Source organism: Pseudomonas sp. YL2 (assembly GCF_023063025.1).
Lineage (GTDB): Bacteria > Pseudomonadota > Gammaproteobacteria > Pseudomonadales > Pseudomonadaceae > Aquipseudomonas > Aquipseudomonas putida_A.
This window is the reverse complement of the sequence record NZ_JAJSLU010000018.1, coordinates 55,392-75,721: the sequence shown is the minus strand read 5'-3', so window position 1 is coordinate 75,721 and position 20,330 is coordinate 55,392. Positions and strand designations below refer to the sequence as shown.

Annotated in this window: 20 protein-coding genes; 7 read left to right on the top strand and 13 right to left on the bottom strand. The window is 59.8% G+C overall.

The window, feature by feature from the left end; genetic code table 11:
• Nucleotides 1–87: 87 nt before the first annotated feature.
• The 8 genes from LVD08_RS22380 to LVD08_RS22345 form a co-directional block, all read right to left on the bottom strand.
• Nucleotides 88–1,215, bottom strand: coding sequence for an SGNH/GDSL hydrolase family protein (locus LVD08_RS22380; protein WP_247269286.1), 1,128 nt, complete (start codon nt 1,213–1,215; stop codon nt 88–90).
• Nucleotides 1,216–1,325: 110 nt separating this feature from the next.
• Nucleotides 1,326–2,369: an acyltransferase family protein gene (locus LVD08_RS22375; RefSeq protein WP_247269285.1), complete on the bottom strand. Its 1,044-nt coding sequence runs from the start codon at nt 2,367–2,369 to the stop codon at nt 1,326–1,328.
• Between the two features lie 12 nt (nt 2,370–2,381).
• On the bottom strand, nt 2,382–3,485 hold the full coding sequence (locus LVD08_RS22370; RefSeq protein WP_003226536.1) for a hypothetical protein: 1,104 nt from the start codon (nt 3,483–3,485) through the stop codon (nt 2,382–2,384).
• The gene (locus LVD08_RS22365; RefSeq protein ID WP_247269284.1) at nt 3,476–4,705 is read right to left on the bottom strand and encodes a polysaccharide biosynthesis C-terminal domain-containing protein; all 1,230 of its coding nucleotides are present in this window, start codon (nt 4,703–4,705) and stop codon (nt 3,476–3,478) included. Before LVD08_RS22365 ends, LVD08_RS22370 begins: the two co-directional genes overlap by 10 nt.
• Complete coding sequence (locus LVD08_RS22360) at nt 4,702–5,814, bottom strand: polysaccharide pyruvyl transferase family protein (protein WP_247269283.1); 1,113 nt, start codon at nt 5,812–5,814, stop codon at nt 4,702–4,704. Before LVD08_RS22360 ends, LVD08_RS22365 begins: the two co-directional genes overlap by 4 nt.
• Before the next feature lie 14 nt (nt 5,815–5,828).
• A complete protein-coding gene (locus LVD08_RS22355; protein WP_342453963.1) occupies nt 5,829–6,911 on the bottom strand; it encodes a glycosyltransferase in 1,083 nt (360 codons plus the stop codon).
• A gap of 39 nt (nt 6,912–6,950) precedes the next feature.
• Nucleotides 6,951–9,179: a polysaccharide biosynthesis tyrosine autokinase gene (locus tag LVD08_RS22350; RefSeq protein WP_247269281.1), complete on the bottom strand. Its 2,229-nt coding sequence runs from the start codon at nt 9,177–9,179 to the stop codon at nt 6,951–6,953.
• Nucleotides 9,180–9,217: 38 nt separating this feature from the next.
• Nucleotides 9,218–9,658: a low molecular weight protein-tyrosine-phosphatase gene (locus tag LVD08_RS22345; RefSeq protein ID WP_247269280.1), complete on the bottom strand. Its 441-nt coding sequence runs from the start codon at nt 9,656–9,658 to the stop codon at nt 9,218–9,220.
• Between the two features lie 290 nt (nt 9,659–9,948).
• On the opposite strand from LVD08_RS22345, the gene LVD08_RS22340 reads away from it, so the two are divergent.
• Nucleotides 9,949–10,899, top strand: coding sequence for a glycosyl hydrolase family 5 (locus LVD08_RS22340; RefSeq protein WP_096797765.1), 951 nt, complete (start codon nt 9,949–9,951; stop codon nt 10,897–10,899).
• 207 nt (nt 10,900–11,106) lie between these two features.
• Nucleotides 11,107–12,033 carry a transaldolase gene (tal, locus tag LVD08_RS22335; protein WP_096797766.1) on the top strand — a complete coding sequence of 309 codons (927 nt, stop codon included), beginning with the start codon at nt 11,107–11,109 and terminating at the stop codon, nt 12,031–12,033.
• A 216-nt stretch (nt 12,034–12,249) separates the two neighbouring features.
• Here tal and rssC read toward each other — a convergent pair whose 3' ends face one another.
• Nucleotides 12,250–12,732, bottom strand: a complete 483-nt coding sequence (gene rssC / locus LVD08_RS22330) for an anti-sigma factor antagonist RssC (RefSeq protein ID WP_003226553.1) — start codon at nt 12,730–12,732, stop codon at nt 12,250–12,252.
• Nucleotides 12,729–13,913 (bottom strand): two-component system response regulator RssB, encoded by a 1,185-nt coding sequence (gene rssB / locus LVD08_RS22325; RefSeq protein WP_041074010.1) that lies wholly within the window; start codon nt 13,911–13,913, stop codon nt 12,729–12,731. Before rssB ends, rssC begins: the two co-directional genes overlap by 4 nt.
• A 274-nt stretch (nt 13,914–14,187) precedes the next feature.
• Between rssB and LVD08_RS22320 the strand changes: the two genes are divergently transcribed.
• Complete coding sequence (locus LVD08_RS22320; protein WP_096797162.1) at nt 14,188–14,487, top strand: PilZ domain-containing protein; 300 nt, start codon at nt 14,188–14,190, stop codon at nt 14,485–14,487.
• A gap of 52 nt (nt 14,488–14,539) precedes the next feature.
• Here LVD08_RS22320 and LVD08_RS22315 read toward each other — a convergent pair whose 3' ends face one another.
• Nucleotides 14,540–15,229, bottom strand: coding sequence for an MlaA family lipoprotein (locus LVD08_RS22315; protein WP_115989289.1), 690 nt, complete (start codon nt 15,227–15,229; stop codon nt 14,540–14,542).
• 197 nt (nt 15,230–15,426) lie between these two features.
• Here LVD08_RS22315 and LVD08_RS22310 point away from each other — a divergent pair, with 197 nt between their 5' ends.
• Nucleotides 15,427–16,047, top strand: a complete 621-nt coding sequence (locus LVD08_RS22310) for an HAD family phosphatase (RefSeq protein WP_247269279.1) — start codon at nt 15,427–15,429, stop codon at nt 16,045–16,047.
• A gap of 109 nt (nt 16,048–16,156) precedes the next feature.
• Complete coding sequence (locus LVD08_RS22305; protein ID WP_247269278.1) at nt 16,157–16,420, top strand: DUF4404 family protein; 264 nt, start codon at nt 16,157–16,159, stop codon at nt 16,418–16,420.
• Between the two features lie 177 nt (nt 16,421–16,597).
• On the opposite strand, the gene queF is transcribed toward LVD08_RS22305, so the two are convergent.
• The gene (queF, locus tag LVD08_RS22300; protein WP_103368828.1) at nt 16,598–17,428 is read right to left on the bottom strand and encodes an NADPH-dependent 7-cyano-7-deazaguanine reductase QueF; all 831 of its coding nucleotides are present in this window, start codon (nt 17,426–17,428) and stop codon (nt 16,598–16,600) included.
• Nucleotides 17,429–17,489: 61 nt separating this feature from the next.
• Nucleotides 17,490–18,023 carry a copper-resistant cuproprotein CopI gene (gene copI / locus LVD08_RS22295; RefSeq protein WP_247269277.1) on the bottom strand — a complete coding sequence of 178 codons (534 nt, stop codon included), beginning with the start codon at nt 18,021–18,023 and terminating at the stop codon, nt 17,490–17,492.
• Between the two features lie 154 nt (nt 18,024–18,177).
• Between copI and LVD08_RS22290 the strand changes: the two genes are divergently transcribed.
• Entirely contained in the window at nt 18,178–18,858 is a 681-nt protein-coding gene (locus LVD08_RS22290) for a heavy metal response regulator transcription factor (RefSeq protein ID WP_095140045.1), read from the top strand.
• A complete protein-coding gene (locus LVD08_RS22285; protein ID WP_247269276.1) occupies nt 18,858–20,207 on the top strand; it encodes a heavy metal sensor histidine kinase in 1,350 nt (449 codons plus the stop codon). The genes LVD08_RS22290 and LVD08_RS22285 overlap by 1 nt, the downstream gene beginning before the upstream one ends.
• Nucleotides 20,208–20,330 lie beyond the last annotated feature (123 nt).

The following is a 20,330-nucleotide window of genomic DNA, read 5'->3' as shown; positions in this document are numbered from 1 at the left end:
CCGGGCCGGTTGGGCGCGGGGCCCCGCGCCTTTTTTTTATTTGTGTTTAAAGGACAAAAAAAAAAAGACCCCCGCGTCCCCCCGCTCCTACAAGTCGCAACTGTCCGCGTTGATGCCACTGACGATCCAGCGATAGAAGTAATCGGCAATCACTTTCCCGCCCGTGGCCGGCTGCGGATGAATCTTGTCCGGGCCGATCATCGCCGCCGCATAGCGTTTGACGTCAGGGCCGAACGCGCATTGCAGATTGGCAAAACCCAACTGCTGCTCGTGCGCCCACGGCTGCAAGACCTGTGCATACGCCGACATCGGATAGGTGCTGGAACGCGTGGTGTCCTGACGCATGATCAGGTTGATGCTCGCCGCCGGTTGGATCTCGCGGATCATCGCCACCAGGCCCTGAACGTTGTGCAGGTATTGTTCGGGTTTGACCCCGAAGCCCTGATCGTTGCCGCCGAGCATGATCAGGTAAACGTCGGCGGGGATCTTCGACACGGCGGCTTTCCACTGCACCTGCCATTGCGGGTTCTGGTGATAGAAATCCGCGGATGCCGCGCCCGAGGCCGCCAGTTTTGAAACCCGCACGCCGTGCTGATCGTTGCTCATCCACAAGCCAAACAAGGTCGGTGCGCCCTTCACCACTTCCAGCTTGAACGACCAGTCTGTCGCTGAAGAGAGACCTGCAAGCGGTACTTCCTGCACGCCTGAACCCTTGAGCGTCAACGGTTGCCAGTCTTCCGAGGGCGTCCAGCGGTAGCGCAGCTCACTGGTTTCGCCGTTGCCCAGGTAGAGCAATTTCGCCTGGGTGACTTGGGTGTCGATGTCCGGTGTCGGGCTGGCATCGATTTGCAGCCAGGCACCGGGCTTGCCGGTGACCGTGCGGCTGTCGGGGCTGGCTTGGCCGAGGCCGGATACTTGCCAGCCACCACCGAAGTATTTTTCGCTGCTGCGGGTGTATTTGAAATGCGTGCCGCCCAGCGCGGCGCCGTGGTTGAAACCGACGTAACCGGGACCGGCAAAACCGACCTCGCCGGCCACGCGCTGCACCAGTTTGTTCAGGTAGAAATCCTGCCCGGCGCTGTAGCTGTCGCCGATCACCGAGACCGACAAGACCTTCCCGGCCTTGCCTTCGCGCCACTGCGCAAAGCGCTCGCGGGCATCGCCCACTTCCACCACCGACGCCGCGACGGGTTGCGCGTCATTTACTGCCAACATGCATTATTTCCTTCAGTCTGGAATGGCCCCTTCGCGAGCAGGCTCGCTCCCACATTGGATCTCGGCAACTCGCACAATCCCTGTGGGAGCGGGCTTGCTCGCGAAGCTTTTCAGCTATTGGCCGGCACCACCGGAGTAACGCCAACCGCTGGCTTCTTCTTCGCCGCACGCTCCCCGAGAAACAGCACCGAAGTGACATTGAAGCGGCTGAAAATCATCGACAGCACCACCGGCCCCAACAGACCAAACAGCAGTCCACTGAGCACCAGAATGCTTTCGTCTTTCACCCCCAGCCGTCCCATGACAAACCGCGAAGTCGCCGCGAACAGCACATGGAACAGGAAGATCGCGTAAGAGTAGCCGCCCAGCCAGGTCAGCCACTTCGAGCGCATGTCACTCGACAGCAAAGCAATGCAGGACACACACCCCACGGTCAGACCGATCAGGCTGCGGCGGTCGACGATCAACTCACGATCAATCGCCGCCACGTACAGCAGCGTCAACGAAATCAACACAAACACCAGCGGCCCGACCACCTTGAACCGCTGCTTCAACGCCTCGACATTTTCCTGGCCGATCATCCCCGCCACAAAAAACGGCAGCAGGTAAATCGCGCCATTGATGCCGAACGCATCGAGCTTGAACGGCGGCAACAGAAACACTGCCGCAGCGAAGGCGAACAGCAGATACAAACGCGTCATCGAGCGCAGCATCCCGCGCCATTCCAGCAGACCGACGAACATGAAAATGATGAACACCGCCTGCAGGAACCAGAAGTGATTGACCGGCACCCAGAACGACAACAGCGCATCGATCACGCCGACGTCCTTGTTCACCCCCGGCCCTACCGCCTGCAACACCGAGAACGGCACACCGACGCAAAACAGCGGTACGATCAGCCGTCGCACCTTGCCACTGAAGAACGCGGAAAAGTCATTGCCGCGAATTTTGTAGATCGAATAGATGTAGCCGGAAATGAAGGTGAACAGTGGCATTCGCACGTACACCATCGAGTCGGCGATCACCCGAAACGGCGAGCCGAGATCGATCTTCAGGCCTCCGCCCAACGGGCCAATGACGTGATAGAGCACCAGCAGCAGGCACGCCAGGCCACGCAGGGTTTCGATCTCCAGCGATTTTTTCTTGCTCGACATACAGCACCTGCCTCAATTCAGAACTCGTGATTCAACCCGCACCGGTTTGTTCGCGCGCAACATCAGGCCCAGACCGACAAACAGCACCGGCACCACCATGGAAAAGTGCCGGGCGAAGGAGCCGAAGTCCGGCTCGAACAAACCCTGCACCAGCAAAAACGCGAGCGGAATCGCGATCAGTTCCTTGGGTTTGGTTTCGATCGGCGCGCCTTTGTAATCAGTGGAGGTGATGACTTTGAACAGCAGCAGCGCGGTCATGATCATCAGCGCCACAAAGATCACCTGGCCCGGCCCGGACAACAGAATCAGCTCCACCGGGAACGACAGCCGGAAGAAAATGATCATCGAGTCCAGCGCCTGCGAAACGAAGTCACTGCCGCTGAGCCACGAGACAATCAGCGATTTCGAGCCCTCCTCCCCCGCCGTGCGCAACTCGTTATTGCTGGCGCGAATCGATGACACCGGGAAGCCCAGCGCCAGCTGAATCGCCATGGCCACCGCCAGGTAAAACAGGAACAGCATCAGGAAGAAAGTGAAGCGCGACACGTACTTCTTCATCACGCAGACGCCGACCCACGACAGCGAAAACAGAATCCAGTAAGGCCGGATCAGCACGCCGTAGATCACCGCCGACAGAAAAAATCCGCCGCGGTATTTGCGCGTCAGCGAGCTGAACAAAATGCTCAGCACCGCCACCGAAACGATGATTTCCTTGGTCAGGTTTTCCAGGAAGAACGAACGCACAATCCCCCACAGACACAGGGTGCCGAAGATCGCCAGCGGCATGCGCCGGAACACCACCACCGGAATCGCCGTGAGGAAGAAGTTGCAGAACATCCCGTAGGCCCAGGCGTTGGTCAGGTTGATCCCGGTGGGCCGCAGCAGGAACGCCGAACACTCGTAGGAGGAACGATCCGGTGAGAACGGGTTCCAGAAATTGCAGTTGTCGGCGCGGGCGTAGGACGACCACAAGGTCATCGCATCCGGGCCCGGAGCGCGCGGGATCAGCAGCGGCATCGCCACCGACAGAAACAGCCCGGTGAACAGAATCAGGAACGACAGCGAAGAATCGAGTTTGCGGCCACGAAACTCGATGCACGGCAACTTCAACCCCATGCCAGCGCCCCTTTGGCACGGGTCGCCCGAGTCAACACGGCGATCACTCCGAGCTGCACGATAATCGCGAAGACATTGCCCCACGCCGCGCCATAAATCGAATAGTGCTTGATCAGCAGGTAACTGACCGGCACCGACACCAGCAAGCAAATCGCCGCGCTGGCGAATGACACTCGACTGTTTTTCGAAGCGATCAGACCGCCCCAGACGATGTCGCCGATGGCCCGCAGGGCAAAGGAAAAAATCAGTACACCGAGGATCGCGTTATCCGGACGCGGCACGCTGCTGGCGACGTAATCGAGCACCACGTTGAAGAACAGATAGATCAGCACCGCCACCGCCGCCGACACCACTAACGAGCGCATCACCCATTTGTTGACGAACAATTGCTTGACCGTAAATGACTGCTGATCCGCCTGAAACCGCTTGGCCAGCACCGGAATGCCGACCACCGCCACTACCGCGTAAGACAGCGCCTGCAAAGTGTTCGCCGCCGACCACGCGTACACGTATTTGCCGAGGCTGGCGTAGGGTTCGAGATCGGCAATCAGAAAGCGCTCGGCGTACTGACTCAGCGCGATCAACCCCGTACCGAAGTAGAACGGCAACCCGGCCTTCCACACGGTCGCGGTAGTCAGTGCTTCGCTGACCCGCCCCTTGTGCACATTCACCACGATCAGGTAACCGGCGGCGATCACCAACACATTGGCGGCCACCCACAGCCACAGCACACTGGCGATGCCGGAGACCCAGTCGAGCATCATCCCGCCCACCGCCAGCAGCGCCCAGAGACCGGTCTTGATGAAGAACAGCAGCGCGCCTGCCGTGGCCTTCTGCGCAGAAAACACGAACGAGTTGATCTCGAACGACAGGTGTTCGGTGAGCAGCACCAGCGTCACGCAGAGGATCAGCGCGGTGCTCGCCTCGACCTGCTGAAACAGCGAGTAAATCCCCACCGTGACCAGCGACAGCAGCAGCCCCACCGCCAGGTACAGCAGCAGGACTTTGTCGACCACCCGCCGCGAGCTGCCGCCAACGCTGATCAACCGATTGATCTCGGAACTGAAACCAACGCTGTAGAACTTCGAAGCGATCAGCGACGCCGCGACCACCACGCCATAAAACCCCAGCGCTTCGTAGCCCAGGTAATGGGTGATGGCCAACACCAGCAGAAACTTCGCGCCCAAGGCTCCGCCGCGCAGCAGCAAGCGAAATATCATCGAACGACGCCTTTGATGATCTCGTCCATCATCACCGTCTTGGCTTCGATTTCGCGGCAGGTATCGGTCAGGCGCTTGCCGAAATTCGACAGCGCGTTCGGCGCATAAACGGTGTCGATGATCTGCTCGACATTGATGTCGCCGCCATTGATCACCCAGTCTTCCACGCCCATGTCCTGATAGGCGCCAAAGCCTTTGCGCTCATAGCTGATGTGGTACGCCGGGACACCGGACAACAGCGATTCGATGGCGCCGTGCAGGCGCACCGAGATCACCAGGTCCGGCTGATATTTGGCAATCGTCGCCTTCAACGACAGCAGGTCCTCGGTGATGCCCAGTTCGCGATAGAACGCACCGTCATCGTTGCCGCGAACGGCGCTCTGCACGGCGCAGACCACTTTGCTTTTGTTCTTCAGGCGCTGCAGCAGCAACTTCAGGTTGGCGACGTAGGCGACCTTCTTGTCCTTGCTCCACTCCGGCGGCTTGCGCAGCACCACGCACACGGTGGCCGGCGATGCGGCGCAGCGGGTGAACTTCGGTTGCTGAAGGATCTTGCTGGCCAGTGACTGCACTGCCAGATCCGGCGCACGATAGACGTTTTCGCAGGCATCGAACATTGCCGAGGAGCGGTTATCGCGCACGAACACCGCGTCAGCGCTGGCGTAGTGATCGACGATCTGGCGGCTCTCGCCATGGAACGGGCCGATGCTTTGCGGCAGGTACACCGACGGCACCTTGCTGAGGATCGCCGTTTCCAGTTGTTTGGCGTGGCCGAGTTTCAGCTTGATGTGTTCGAAGGCGCTTTTCGAGCGCATGTAGCCGCCACCGACGCCGACGATCAGATCGGTCTTGCGCAGCAGATCCGCCAGCCCGGCATACGACTGATTGAGAAACACTGCCTGCTTGACCCGCCCCAAGCCCTTGGCTGCCATCACCGGCGCATCGAAACGCGGGTGCGGCAGGTAGGCGAAAGACTGCGGGTCGGAGGCCACGACATTGATCGCGGTGTCTTCGCCAAAGTTGCGCTGCACCAACGCGATGGCCAGATCGACGAGCAGGCCGTCACCGGAGTTGGACGCACTGTAGCCATGCAAAATCGTTACGTTCATAAGCTGAGTTCTACTTAATAAGTGGGAGCGCAATACACGTCGTAGGTCTGGCGGATCATCAGCGTGGCACTGAAGCGCTCGCGCACGATGTTCCGGCCTTCGCTGCCGAGGTCGAGCAACCGCGGCTTCTGGATTCGCGCCAGCACGTCGGCCAGCGCCTGATGATCACCGGTGGGAAAGACGTAGCCGGACACTTCATGGGTGACCAGTTCGGGCAGTGACGTGCAGTTGCTGGCGATCACCGGCAAGCCCATGGCCATGCCTTCCAGCGGCACCATGGCAAAACCTTCCCAGCGGCTCGGAACGATCAGCGCGTCGGCCTGTTGATACAGCGCCTGCACTTCGGCCGGCGTGACCCACGGCAGGTACTCGACCGCGTCCATCTCGGGGCACTCGACCGTGTCCTCGTTGACCGCACTGCCGACCACCGTCAGTTTCAGATCACTTCGCTGCACCTTGGCGAAGGCCTTGAGCAACACGTCGAAACCTTTCTGGTAGTCGAGGCGACCGACGAACAGCAGATGGATCGGCGCGGGGCTCTCGGCCTTCGGCGCTTCGTCTCGCTGGTGGATGCCGTTGTAGATCAGCTTCATGCGCGAGCGCTGAATGCCGAACCGCGCAGCCTTGTCCATCTCGTAGCGGCTGACGCAGATGATCACGTCGGTGACCCGCTGCAGGACCCGCTCGATCCATGCGTAGATCTTCTGCTTGGTCGGCGAGCTTTCCATCAGGAACGAAAAGGCGTGCGGGCAGTAGACGATTTTCGGCTTGCGCCACGGTCGCAGAAGCACACAGACCACGCGGCCGATCACCCCAGAAAAGGTGCTGTGCAAATGCACCACATCGGGTTTTTCCTTGAGCATCACCCGGGTCAGTTGCCAGGCAAAACGCAGCAGCGAACGCACATCACGCCCGCTGCGTTCGAACGTGCGAATCTGCTGTGCATCGATGCCGTGCAGCTCTTGTTTCTGGTCGAGCGGCACCAGATAGACCAGCTCGTAATTCGAATCCTGGCCTTCGGGCGACGCCGAGATGGTGCGGATAACGGTGGCGACCCCACCTTTTATCGTTTCAGCCACGTGCAGTATTTTCTTCACAACCCACCCACTTTCATGCCTGTTGGAACGTCCCTGATTTCAGGATTTGTCCGACGCGTATTCGTAGTTGTAATAGCCATAGCTGCCATTGCCGTAGTAGCTGGCAGCGCGCTTCTCGACGCCGTTGAACACCGCGCCCTTGAGCTCGATGCCGTTCTGCGCGAAGCGGCGAATGGTCGCTTCAATTTCCTTGGCCGGGTTTACCGCAAACCGCGTGACGATCAGGCTGATGCCGGCTTCGCGGCCGACAATCGCCGCGTCGGTAACCGCGAGCAGTGGCGGCGTATCGATGATCACCACGTCGTAGCGTTCACTGAGTTCGGCGAGCAGGTCGCGGAAGTTGGCATGCATCAACAACTCGGAAGGATTCGGTGGAACCTGGCCACGGCTGATGAAGTGCAGGTTGTCGATTTCCACCGTGTTGACCGCCTGCTCGATGCTGCAGCGCTTGACCAGCAGATCCGACAGGCCATTGGCGATCGGCACATTCAGCGTCTTGTGCAGGTGGCCCTTGCGCATGTCGGCGTCGATCAGCAGCACGCGCTGACCGCTCTGCGCCATGACCGCCGCGAGGTTGGAGGAGACGAAGGTCTTGCCGACCTGCGGGCTAGGGCCGGAGATCATGATGCGGTTGTTGGTCGAATCCAGCGCGGCGAAATGCAGGCAAGTACGCAGGCTGCGGATCGACTCGATGGACAGGTCGGTCGGGTTGCGCAGCGCCAGCAGATAGGCCGGTGTTTCGGCGGTGATTTTGGCCCGGCCCTTTTTCGTGTCCTCGTCACGCTGCAAGGCGCTGTAGGGAATCGACGCGTACACCGGCAGCCCGAGCTGTTCGATGGCTTCCGGCCCTTCCAGACCTTTGCTCAACGATTTGCGCAACAGCACCAGGGCTACGCCGACAAAGGCGCCGAGGAACGTTGCGATCAGCACGATCAGGGCTTTTTTCGGTTTGACCGGGCTGCTCAGGTCAACATCCGCCGGATCGATCAGGCGCACGTTGCCCACCGCCCCGGCGCGGACGATGTCCAATTCCTGGGATTTGTTCAGCAACTGCGTGTAGATCTGCGAAGCCACTTCCACATCGCGGGTCAGGTTGAGCAATTCCTGCTGCGTGGCCGGCAGATCACCGACCTTGCCTTCCAGCGACTTCTGCTGCTGGGTCAACTCACCGATCTGCGACATCAAGGCGCGATACGCCGGATGCTGTTTGGTGAACTTGCGATCCATTTCCGCCTGCTGCATTTTCAGCTCGGAAATCCGCGTCTCCAGCGCCACTGACTGACCAAGCACCGATTGCGTTTCCAGGGAAATATTCACGGTCTTGCCGTGGGTCTGATAGGCGTTGAGCGCATCGCTGGCTTTGGCCAGATCGCGTTTGACCTGCGGCAACTGGCTTTGCAGGAACGCCAGGCTCTGCGCCGCTTCCGCCGAGGTGCGGCGCACGTTCTGATCGACGTACAGCGCGGCGATCTTATTGAGGATCTTCACCGCCTCGGCCGCATCGGCGCTGGCCAGCGCCAGACGGATAATCCCCGACTCTTTACCTTGCTCGGAGATATCCAGCGCATCCTGGTAACCCTGAATGGTCACGATCCGTGGATTGCGCACCACTTCAAAGCGGGTGCCCGGGTTGGCTTGCAGGCGTTCGATCAAACCTTCGACGCCGTCCTGGGCGAAGGCTTCGCCGGCGACGCCCTCGACCAGCAGGTTGTCGTTGTCATCGAGCAACTGAAAGTGCTGTTGTTCGCCAGCCACCAGGGTGAGCTTCTTGCCCAACAGCTCTTTGGGCAGATTAAGCCGGGCGAACTCCAGACGCTCGCCGCCCCAGGCGTAGCTGGTGAAGCCAAAACGCGGCGGCGCCACGCTGAACTCGGTTTCGCCGCGATAACGCCGGGCGAGAAAACCGCCGACCACCGGGAAGGTGTTGGGGGTGACGTCGATGTCCAGGCGCAGGTCGTCGACGGTTTTGCCGATCACCGCACGGGATTTGATGATGCCGATTTCGGTCACCGACGGCGACTGCCCGCCGAGCATGCTGCTGAGGTCGGAAAAGCCGAGCATGTCGTTCTTTTTCGGTTCGACCTGAACCAGCGCGTTCGCCAGGTACACCGGCGTCGCCAATACCGCATAGGCAACGCCGGCGGCCATGAAGGCACCGGTGAATGCACCGATCAGCCATTTCTGGTCGATCAAACTGCCGAATATGCCGAGAAGATCAATACTGTCTTGATCGTTATCACGGTTGGCGATTACTGACGGTAACTGCATAAGTCTTTCTTACCATTCACTGATCTGAAGAATATTCATCAATGTCCGAGGCGCTGCGCCCACGAGCTAACAGCATCTTCAATCAATGCATGGGCATGAATAAAAGCGGCCTTACCTTGACGATACGGATCCTGTATTTCTCGTTCGCTCTGCCACTTGCCAAGAAGAAATACTTTGCCTCGGGCGTGCGAGGCAATCTTCAGCACCTGATTCACATGTTGTTTTTCCATGACCAGAATCAGGTCTGATTCATTGACGATATCGGCGGTCAATTGCCGGGCCCGGAAACCCTCGGCGCTGTGCCCGTGGTCTTCCAGCACCTGGCGCGCCGAGGCTTCCATGCCTTCGCCAACCCGCGCACAGAGACCTGCGGACGTCACCGAAATGGTTGAGGGGGTCAGCGCGTTACGCAGCAGAAGTTCTGCTGTCGGACTTCGGCAAATATTGCCAACGCACACGACGAGGATCTTTTTGAACAAGGTTTACATTCCTGTGTAATATCATTCTGCCAACATCTAGAGCGGATCTTAATGAACCCACTAGATCATTCTGCACTCAGAAATAGATTCGCCCTGTTAGTACCAGCGTATTAAGTACCACAGGGTCAAAAGCCGCCAAAACACAATTAACGGACTAAAAATAACTGTGATTTTCAGGTCTGGTTTTCCTGACAAAAAATAACATTGGCGCACTTAGTGCGATTGTTAGTTTCGAAACAGTTATCTCGAGATACTTTTCGCCGTTGTCACTTCTCACCCGGAGAACCGACATGAAATCAGCCCATCTCAAACCCCTGAGCGCCCTCACCCTGTTACTGCTGGCGGCAACCGGCCAGAGCCAGGCCAATGAACTGTTCCCGGCATTGCCCGCCAATAAAACCATCGGGGTTCAGGTCAAAGTCCAGACCTTCTCCGCTGCCGACGCCGAGCGCGTCAAAGCCACCGGCTTCAGTTTCGTGCGTTTTGGCGTATGGACTGACAGCCTGCCCAGCGCGGCCTACCAGAAGCAGATCAGCGATGCCTTCGCCGTGGCCCGCGCGGCCGGTCTGCCGGTGCTGATGACCCTGCGCGCGACCAAGCCGTTACCGGCCAATGATCTGGCGAACGCTGGGGTCGCGTATGCCAACGCGCTGACCAGCCTGGCAGCGACCTATGGCTCACAACTGGTGGCGATCGAGCTATGGAATGAGCCGGACCTCGGCACCTACTGGCCGACCGGCAATTTCGACACGACCTTCGTGCCGTTCATGAGCGCAGCGTGCAAGACCCTGCAAGACAAACCCCAGACTGTCCCGGTGATCGGTTTTGGTTTTGCCCGGCCGCCCACCGCCGGCTCGGCGTCCACTGTGGCACTCAACCGAATCGTCAGTGAATACCCCAAATGCCTCAACGCGGTTTCCTACCATCCCTACGGCATGAGCGGCACGCAGATCAGCACCGCCCAGGCGTTTATCCAGCAGAACTTCCATCTGCCGGGGGTGATCAGCGAATGGGGCATCTCGGCGCTCGCCTCCAACGGCGGGATTGAGGGTCAGGCCAGCAAAATCAGCGCATTCGTCGCCGATATCAAAACCCGCAACATTGCCCTGACCTCGATTTACGAGTGGAAAAACAGCGACACCGGCAGCAATGACCGCGAGAAGAATTTCGGTCTGTTGACGTCCGATGGCCAGCCGAAACCGGCAGAAACTGCGGTCAAAACCCAGCTAAGCCAGCAATAACCTCCATCAATGTGCTCAAGGGGCGCTGGCCGTCAGTTGCTTTGAACCTGCGGCCGATTTTGGCATCGTATTCATCGATACCGCGCCCCACCGTTCAAACAGCCGTTCTCAGGTTGTTGCCCCCGGGGAACCCGTTGCGCCTTGATGCCCTTGAGTGGCTGTCAACGCTCGGGTAATGTCGTCAAACCCACAGGACAGAGCACACCCATGACTTCCAAGCTGGAACAACTCAAACAGATGACTACCGTAGTTGCCGATACCGGCGACTTCGAAGCGATCGCCCGGGTCAAGCCGGTCGACGCCACCACCAACCCTTCCCTGCTGCTCAAGGCAGCCGCCATCCCCGCCTACGCCGAGCTGCTGAACGACTGCGTCAGCGACTGCAAGGGCGACGTGGGTCTGGCCAGCGACCGTTTCGGCGTCGCTGTCGGCCAGGAAATCCTCAAAGTGATTCCGGGCCGCATTTCTACCGAAGTGGATGCGCGCCTGTCGTTCGACCAGGACGCCGTGCTCAAGCGTGCGCATCGCCTGATCGAGCTGTACGACAAGGCCGGCATCGGCCGTGACCGCGTGCTGATCAAGATCGCTTCGACCTGGGAAGGCATCCGCGCTGCGGAGATCCTCGAGAAGGAAGGCATCCAGACCAACCTGACCCTGCTGTTCTCCTTCGCTCAGGCTGCCGCTTGCGCTGACGCCGGGGTGTTCCTGATCTCGCCGTTCGTGGGCCGCATCTACGACTGGTACAAGAAGGCTAACGGCAACGACTACACCGGCGCCGATGATCCGGGCGTGCAGTCGGTCACCCGCATCTACAACTACTACAAGGCCAATGACTACAAGACCGTGGTCATGGGCGCCAGCTTCCGCAACCTGAGCCAGATCGAGCAACTGGCCGGCTGCGATCGCCTGACCATCAGCCCGGACCTGATCGACAAGCTCGCGGCAGACACTGGCAAACTGGAGCGCAAACTCGCCCCGGGCCACGCCGGCGAAGCGCGCCTGAGCCTCAACGAAGCGCAATTCCGCTGGCTGTCCAACGAAGACGCGATGGCTACCGAGAAACTGGCTGAGGGCATCCGTCAGTTTGCCCGTGACCAGGAGAAGCTCGAGGCGCTGCTGCAGGCCAAGCTGTGATCTGAGTCGCTGAAACGCAAAAAGGGCGAACCCAAACGGGTTCGCCCTTTTTTTGTGCCTGCTGGATTATTAGTGTTTTGGCGAGAGCTATCGCGAGCAGGCTCACTCCTACAGTGGATCTGTGGATTACTCAAGATTATGCGTCGAATGAGAAACCCTGTAGGAGTGAGCCTGCTCGCGATAGGAGCCAGCAGGCCCTACCCACATTTCAGGCCATCAATGCCGCTCGAGGGCATTCACCAGATCATGAAAGGCTTCACGATTGGAGTCGTTCAGGCCCATGAGGATCTTGTGCGCTTCGAGCACCTTGATCCGCACCACTTCTTCGGACTGGTCCTGATCCGGCAGGTCATCCAGGCACTCGGGGCACGGCACCGGGTGGTTGACGATGTTGAACACCTGCTCGAAGCCCATCGACTGCAGCAGACGGGTGATGTCTTCGTGGGTGGTGACGACGGTCGGCAGCAGGCCGACCTTTTGCCGCGACAGGATCGACAGTTTGGCCAGCAGGCCGAGGGTGGTGCTGTCGATGCTGCGGGTTTCGGTCAAATCGATCACGATCGCGTTGAAATTCAACGCGGTGAAGATTTTCTCAATAGTCGCATCCAACGCCGAACACAGGGTCAGGCGAACTTCACCGACGAACTTCAGGACGAAGGTGCCGTCCTGCTCGGCGAACTGGATTCTACCGGTACTCATTGAAGGTTCCTGCTCAACACCAACAGGGCGATATCATCCGGCATCTCCCCTAGCGTGGCCAATCCAAACACTTGCCGCAGACCATCCAGGCTGCCGCCCGCCGACTTCACCCGTTGGGGCAAAGCGGCTTCTTTTTCCTTGAGCGTCGGTTCTGGCAACAGATCCAGAATGCCGTCGGACATCAGCGTCAGGCTGAACGTCGGAGGCAGCTCAAGCACGTGATCTTCGTAGGTGGCCTCATTGAACAGGCCCACCGGCAAACCGCGGCCTTCGAGGTAACGAACACTGTCAGGCGTGTACAACACAGGCAACGGCAGATGGCCGCCGATGCTATAGGTCAACAAACCGGTCTCCTCGTCGATGACTCCACCGACCATTGTGACGTGTTTGCCCAGCTTACAACTGATCAGCCCCCGGTTGATATGACCAAGGACTTCCGAAGGCTTGAATTCCGGCAACGTGCCGTTGCGCTTGGACTCGAACAGCAGGCGCGTGGTCATGAACTTCAGCAGCACCGTGACGAACGCTGACGAGGCGCCATGCCCCGATACGTCGGCCAGGTAGAACGCCACCCGACGCTCGTCGACACGGAAGTAGTCGACAAAATCACCCGACAGGTACAGCGACGGGATGATCTGGTGGGCAAACTGGAACTCGTCGATGCGCCACGGGCTTTCCGGCAGCATGTTCATCTGCACCTGACGACCGGCGTTCTGGTCTTCCTGCAGCAGGTTCAGGCTGGCTTCGAGCTCGCGGTTGGCCTTCTCCAGCTTCTCGCGGTAGCGCTGGTTCTCCAGCAGCAGGCGCGCACGATCCAGCGCGCGACGCACCGAATGCTCGAGCACGGCCAGGTCTTCGAGAGGCTTGATCAGGTAGTCCGCCGCACCCAGGCGCAGCGCCTCGACCGCGTCGTTCATCACGCCGGCACCCGAAACGACGATCATCGGCGTTTGCGGTGAGCGCTCGGTGACCTGACGGATGAGTTCGAGACCACCCATCTGCGGCATGCGCAGATCGCAGATGACCAAGTCGGGCTTGTCTTGCTCGAATACCTGAAGACCCTGTTGGCCGTTGCTGGCCTGCAGGACGCTGAAACCACTGTCTTCCAAATAGGCCGCGAGGCTCGCGCGCACTACTTCGTCATCATCGATTATCAGCAGCGTGGCACTGGTTTTTGGCATGTGGGCAAACGGCGCCAGAATTAGGTTGGCGTAGCAGGCGGGGCATCGGCCCGGCTCAGACTACTGGATTCGCTTTCTAGCCTCTCTGCTGCACCGCTTTCGAGCACTGAGCCGGAACGCGATTGCACCAGAGGTGCCCTTCTAAGGCGCAGACGGTACTCCCATCCGCGGGGCGTTTCAAGCATGCGCCGATGGTCGCTTGACGACTTTACTTGTCAAATCACCGAGAGTTATAAGAACAGCTCAAACCGTAACCCAATGGAAGGTCGAAGCCATGAGTCAAACCGGTCGGGACTACAGCGAAAAGCGCGATTTCATCCGCATGCGGGTCGATGCCGATGTGGTGTTGATCCATGAAGGCGATGAGATCGCCGGCGTGTGCATCGACCTCTCGAGCAGCGGCATGCAGGTCGAAGCGCCGCGCCAGTTCGCGGTTGGTGACCGTTTGAGCGTGCGCATCGATTCCGAACATGCCGCATTGAGTGGGCTGGAGGCGGAGACCGAAGTGGTCTGGGTCAAGGCCCAGGACGGCGATGGACAGAAGCTCGGCCTGACCATTCTGCAGATGAAATAAGCGCACACAAAAAAGGCGGCCTCATGGGCCGCCTTCTTGTCATCGGTCGAGATTAAAAATCGTCTTCGACCTGACCATCCTTGACCTTGAACTCGCGGTTCTGCAGATAGGCGTTGCGGATGAAGGTGTACTTGTCGCCGCTGATCAGCTTCTCGCTCGACAGCAGGCTGGCGCGGGTGTCAACGATGTTCAGGCCGAACACCGAGTTACGGACAGGCACGTCGTTGATGTAGCGGTACGGACCGGTGTAGCTGTCGACGTACTTGGACGGTGCATCACGCAGGGTGCTCGGGCCGAGCAACGGCAGCATCACGTACGGGCCGCTGCTGACGCCCCAGTAACCGAGGGTCTGACCGAAGTCTTCGTCACTGCGATTCAGGCCCATTTTGGTACCGACATCGAAGAAGCCCAGCAGGCCGAAGGTGGTGTTGAAGATGATACGCGCGGTATCGACACCGGCTGCTGCCGGTTTGGCCTGCAGAATATTGTTCGCCAGGTTGGTGACGTCACCGACGTTGCGGAACATGTTGTGGATGCCGTCTTCGAGGAACTGCGGCGTCACGAACTCATAGCCCTGCGCCAGCGGCTTGAGCGCGTAGGTGTCAACGAAGTCGTTGAACTGGAAGATCGGGCGGTTGACGCTTTCCCAAGGGTCTTCTTCCGTTGCAGCGTTGGCGGCGAACGGAACCAGCAGGACGCTGGCACATACACATAGCTGAGCGAGAGGATTGCTCCAGCGCATAGAAAAACTCCTTGGATTTTTACTGGCGCGGGCACCCGGGCCCAGGCGTTAAGAGCGCTAGTATAAGCGCAAAAGCCGTTTTGGGCAGTCTGCCCGTGAAGAGTAATGCAGGACGTTTCCAGGGAGCGCCTTCACACACCTGTCATCCAACTGTCACCGATGTCCCCTAGCCTCATGCCTATTTCAGGGACGTTGCCATGACCCACGCTGAAGTCTTGCCTGTCGCCGCGCCCGGCCTGACCGCCGTGCTGTTCGGACTCAGTGGCTGTCTGGTGGATTTCGGCGCCCGTGCCCATCAACACGCCAGCGTACTGCCCGAGCACGCCCACGCCACACCCGGCGCTCTCGACAGCCTGCTCAGCCTGCAGCGCCAGCAGATTCCCTGTGCGTGGATCGACGAGCTGCCCCCTGCCCTCGCGCAACCCTTGGCGGCCTCTCTGCCGGCGTGGATCAAACCGACGCAATATTCAGCAACAATCAATCCATGGCCCGCGCCGAACGCCTGCTGGCAGGCGCTGATGGGTTTGAACGTCAGCTGCCTGGATGGCTGCGTGCTGGTGAGCGGCGAGCCCCGGTTGCTGCAAGCGGGCCTCAACGCCGGGCTGTGGACCATCGGCCTGGCGTCCTGCGGCTCACTGTGCGGCCTGTCGCCGAGCGAGTGGCAAGCGCTGAGCCAGAACGAACGCGACCAACGACGCGGTAAGGCAACCCTGCAGTTGTTCGGGCTGGGCGTGCATTCGGTGATCGATCATCTGGGCGAGCTCGACACCTGCCTGGCGGACATCAACCTGCGCCGCCTCAAGGGCGAAAAGCCCTGACCGGGATCATGCAGGTTGCCGCAGAGTGGATTAATCTAAAGGTCAGCCATAGACCTTTGGCGCGCGGCTGCGGTCAATGCCAGTGCCTCTTGATAAAAGGAACCCCACCATGCCCGCCCAAGAACTGCAAAAACAACTCGACACCCTGCGCGAGCAACTGGAGCAGAATCCGCCGCTGTCCGAAGCCGAACGTGACGATCTGCGTGAGCTGATGGCGCAGATTGAATCGGAAATCAAACTGGAAACTGCCACTCAGGACGCGAGCATCGCCGACGGTGTGAACCTGGCAGTGGAACGCTTCGAAGTCGAACACCCGGCCATTGCCGGCACCTTGCGCAATATCGTCAATGCGCTGGGTAGCATGGGGATCTGATTTTCCTCCCCTGAAATGCAAAAAGCCCTGCCAGCGCTGGCAGGGCTTTTTCATAGGCGCAATTTGAAACGCGATCCCTTGTAGGAGTGAGCCTGCTCGCGATAACGGTGTATCAGTCGACGTCAATGTTGAATGTCAGTCCGCTATCGCGAGCAGGCTCACTCCTACAGGGGTTATTTATTGGCGCACAAGGCGGTGGTTCGGCAGTTGCGCAGTCTCGGTGCTGCGATACGGGTTGATATCCAGCCCGCCCCGGCGCACATACCGTGCAAACACCGTGAGTTTCTCCGGCTTCAGCAAACGCTGCAGGTCGAGAAAGATCCGCTCCACGCATTGTTCGTGGAAGTCCGAGTGCTGGCGGAAGCTGACGATGTATTCCAGCAGACTCGCGTGATCCAGCGCCGCGCCACGATATTCCACCACCACGCTGCCCCAGTCCGGCTGGCTGGTCACCGGGCAGTTGGATTTGAGCAGATGGCTATGCACGCTCTCTTCGACAATCTTCGAATCATCGCAACGCAGCAGTTCCGGACGCGGATGCTCATAGTTGCTGACGCTGATGTCCAGATCGTCGATGCACACGCCCGGCAACGCCACGACGCCTTCGGCTTCGACGTCCTTCAGGCTGCGTACCCGTACGCCGACCGGTTTGCCGGCAGCGGCCGACAGGTCCTTGACCAGCGTCGCTTCGAGGCTGGCGATATCGGCAAACGGCGTCTGATTCAGCGAGTTCAAGTACAACTTGAACGACTTCGATTCGATGATGTTCGGCGAATCCGCCGGAATGCTGAATTCACCGATTGCCACCACCGGCTTGCCCGACGGCAACAGCCACGACAGTTCGAAGCAATTCCAGAAATCCACGCCTTTATACGGCAGGGTTTCGGCGGTCAGGCCCAGCTCGGCCCATTTCGCGGTGCGCGGAATCGGGAACAGCAGGGACGGCGTGTACGTGGCGATGTATTCGCTGGATTTGCCCAGCGGCGAATGTTCGGCTGCGGGATGCATGGCGGAAACCTGACTGAAGAATCAGCGGATTCTATCAGCCTTTGCGCCCGCCTTTGAGTGCTTACTGACTGACAGTCAGTTTGCCGACCATGCCCGCCTGGTAGTGACCGGGAATATTGCAGGCAAATTCCAGGCTGGTGGCCTTGCTGAAGGTCCACGTCAGCTCGGCGGTCTTGCCCGGCTCGACCAGCACGCTATTGGGGTCGTCGTGCTTCATGCCGTGGCCCATGCTGCCGTGATCCATACCCGCCATGTCGTGGGACATTTCTTTCATACCAGTAGGCGCGAGCATGCCGCTTTGCTGCATCTGCAACATTTCCTGCTGGTGTTGGGCATGCATCGCGGCGTCACCGAGATTGAATTCGTGCAGCAACTGACCTTTATTCACCAGCACAAAGCGAACCGTCTCACCGGCCTTTACCTGAATCGCCTTGGGCTCGAACGACATGTCGTTCAGCACCACCTCGATGCTGCGGGTGGCCTGGGCCGCCGGGGCTGGCTGGCCGAAGTCATAGCTGTGCGCGGGCGCGGCCCAGACAGGTGAACTCAGCGCCAGCAAACAGGCGGCAACGGCCAGAGGGTTGCGCAAAAACATAGTCATACTCCAACAAGATAAGGTTCAGCCTGTGGGAAACTCTAGCCCGCGTGCGCTGGCAGCTACCTGACAGGCAGATTACAACTTTGTCAGGTTGGCGCGTGTCGCCTGCTCCCACGGTATAACGCTTTTGTTCCTACAATCCGAGCCGCCTATGAAACTGCTGATCGTCGAAGACCAACCGAAAACCGGCCACTACCTGCGCCAAGGCCTGACCGAGGCCGGCTTCAACACGGAACTGGTGGCCGACGGCGTCAGCGGTCAGCAACTGGCGTTGAGCGGTGATTATGCGCTGTTGATCCTCGACGTGATGCTGCCCGGGCGCAGTGGCTGGCAGATTCTGCAAGCAGTGCGCAGCGCCGGCCTCGACACACCGGTGCTGTTTCTAACCGCCAAGGACGCCGTGGAAGACCGGGTGCACGGCCTCGAACTCGGCGCCGACGATTATCTGGTCAAACCCTTCGCCTTTTCCGAATTGCTGGCCCGGGTGCGCAGCCTGCTGCGCCGGGGCAGCGCGACGCCACAGGAAACCAGTCTGCAACTGGCCGACCTGCGTCTGGACCTGATTCGCCGCCGGGTCGAACGCAATGGCCAGCGCATCGATCTGACCGCCAAGGAATTTGCCCTGCTGGAAATGCTCCTGCGCCGTCAGGGCGAAGTGCTGCCGAAATCGCTGATTGCCTCGCAAGTCTGGGACATGAACTTCGACAGCGACACCAATGTGATCGAAGTCGCGATCCGCCGCCTGCGCCTGAAGATCGACGATGACTTCCCCAACAAACTGATCCACACCGTGCGCGGCATGGGTTACGTGCTTGAAGAGCGTCCGGCCTGATGCGTCGCCTGTCCTTGAGCTCTCGTCTGGCCTTGCTGTTTGCCGCCTGCACCGCCGTGGTCTCGCTGTTCGCCGGGGTGCTGTTCAGCCGCGCCAGCGAGGCGCACTTCATTGAGCTCGATCAGCAATTGCTGGACGGCAAGCTGATCGGTTTGCGCCGGGCCTTGCAGGATGTGCAACCCGTTCAGCGTGAGGCGCGGCTGGCGGATGAGCTGAGCCGTCAGGCCGATCTGGCGCTGCGTATTACCGGCAGTGACGGCCAGCGCTGGTACGACAGCTCGATCAATTTACCGCAGGACTTGCCGCAACAGCAGGGCCTGTCGACCATCAGCCATGACGGCGCCGACTACCGCGTGCTCAACGCCCCGCTCTACCCTGACAAAACCGACTCGCCACAGCTCACTCTGCTGCTGGACATCACTCATCACCAGCACTTCCTGCAGCGCATGCAGCATCTCATTTGGCTGACTGTCGGGTTGTCGGCGCTGGCCACTGCGCTGCTCGGCGCGTGGGCCGCGCGCAGCGGTTTGCGTCCGTTGCGCCGTATGAGCGCAGTCGCCCGTGGGATTTCTGCACATTCGCTCAACGCCCGACTGCCGGAAGCGCAAATGCCGCCGGAGCTTGCGGAAATGGCCCACAGCTTCAACGCCATGCTCGGACGCCTCGATGACTCGTTTCAACGGCTGTCGGCGTTCTCTGCCGACATCGCCCATGAACTGCGCACTCCGCTGTCGAACCTGCTGACCCACACCCAGGTCACCCTCACCCGCCCGCGACCGATCGAGGATTACCGCGAAGCCCTGCACAGCAACCTCGAAGAACTGCAATGGATGGCCCAACTGGTCAACGACATGCTTTATCTGGCCAAGGCTGACCACGGTTTGCTGATGCCCAAGCGTGAGGCACTGGAACTGGCGGATGAGAGCGATGTGCTGCTGGAGTTTTTTGCGCCACTGGCCGAGGACGCCGAGGTGACGCTGAGCCGCGAAGGTCATGCGCGTATAGAAGGCGATCGCAGCATGCTGCGCCGGGCCTTGTCGAATCTGCTGGATAACGCGCTGCGCTTCACCCCGGCGTCAGGCAGCGTGCGCCTGTCCATCATCGATCAACCGCACATAGCGCAGGTGTCGGTGGAGAACAGTGGCGAAGGCATTTCGGCAGAGTTGTTGCCACGGCTGTTTGACCGGTTTTATCGAGCAGATCCGGCGCGGCAGGAAGGCAGCAGTGAACATGCGGGGCTGGGGCTGGCGATTACCCAATCGATCGTCCGCGCGCATGGTGGGCAGATTCATTGCGAATCGGCTGCGGGGTGGACGCGGTTTGTGATCGAGTTGCCCAAAGGAGAATGAGGTCGATAGGACCGGCCCCTTCGCGAGCAGGGTCGCTCCCCCAATTCGGAAGCGTTTCCCTGTGGGAGCGGGGCCGGTCGCGGAGAAGGGATTGGCGGCTACGGATAACCCCGGGCCTGCCCC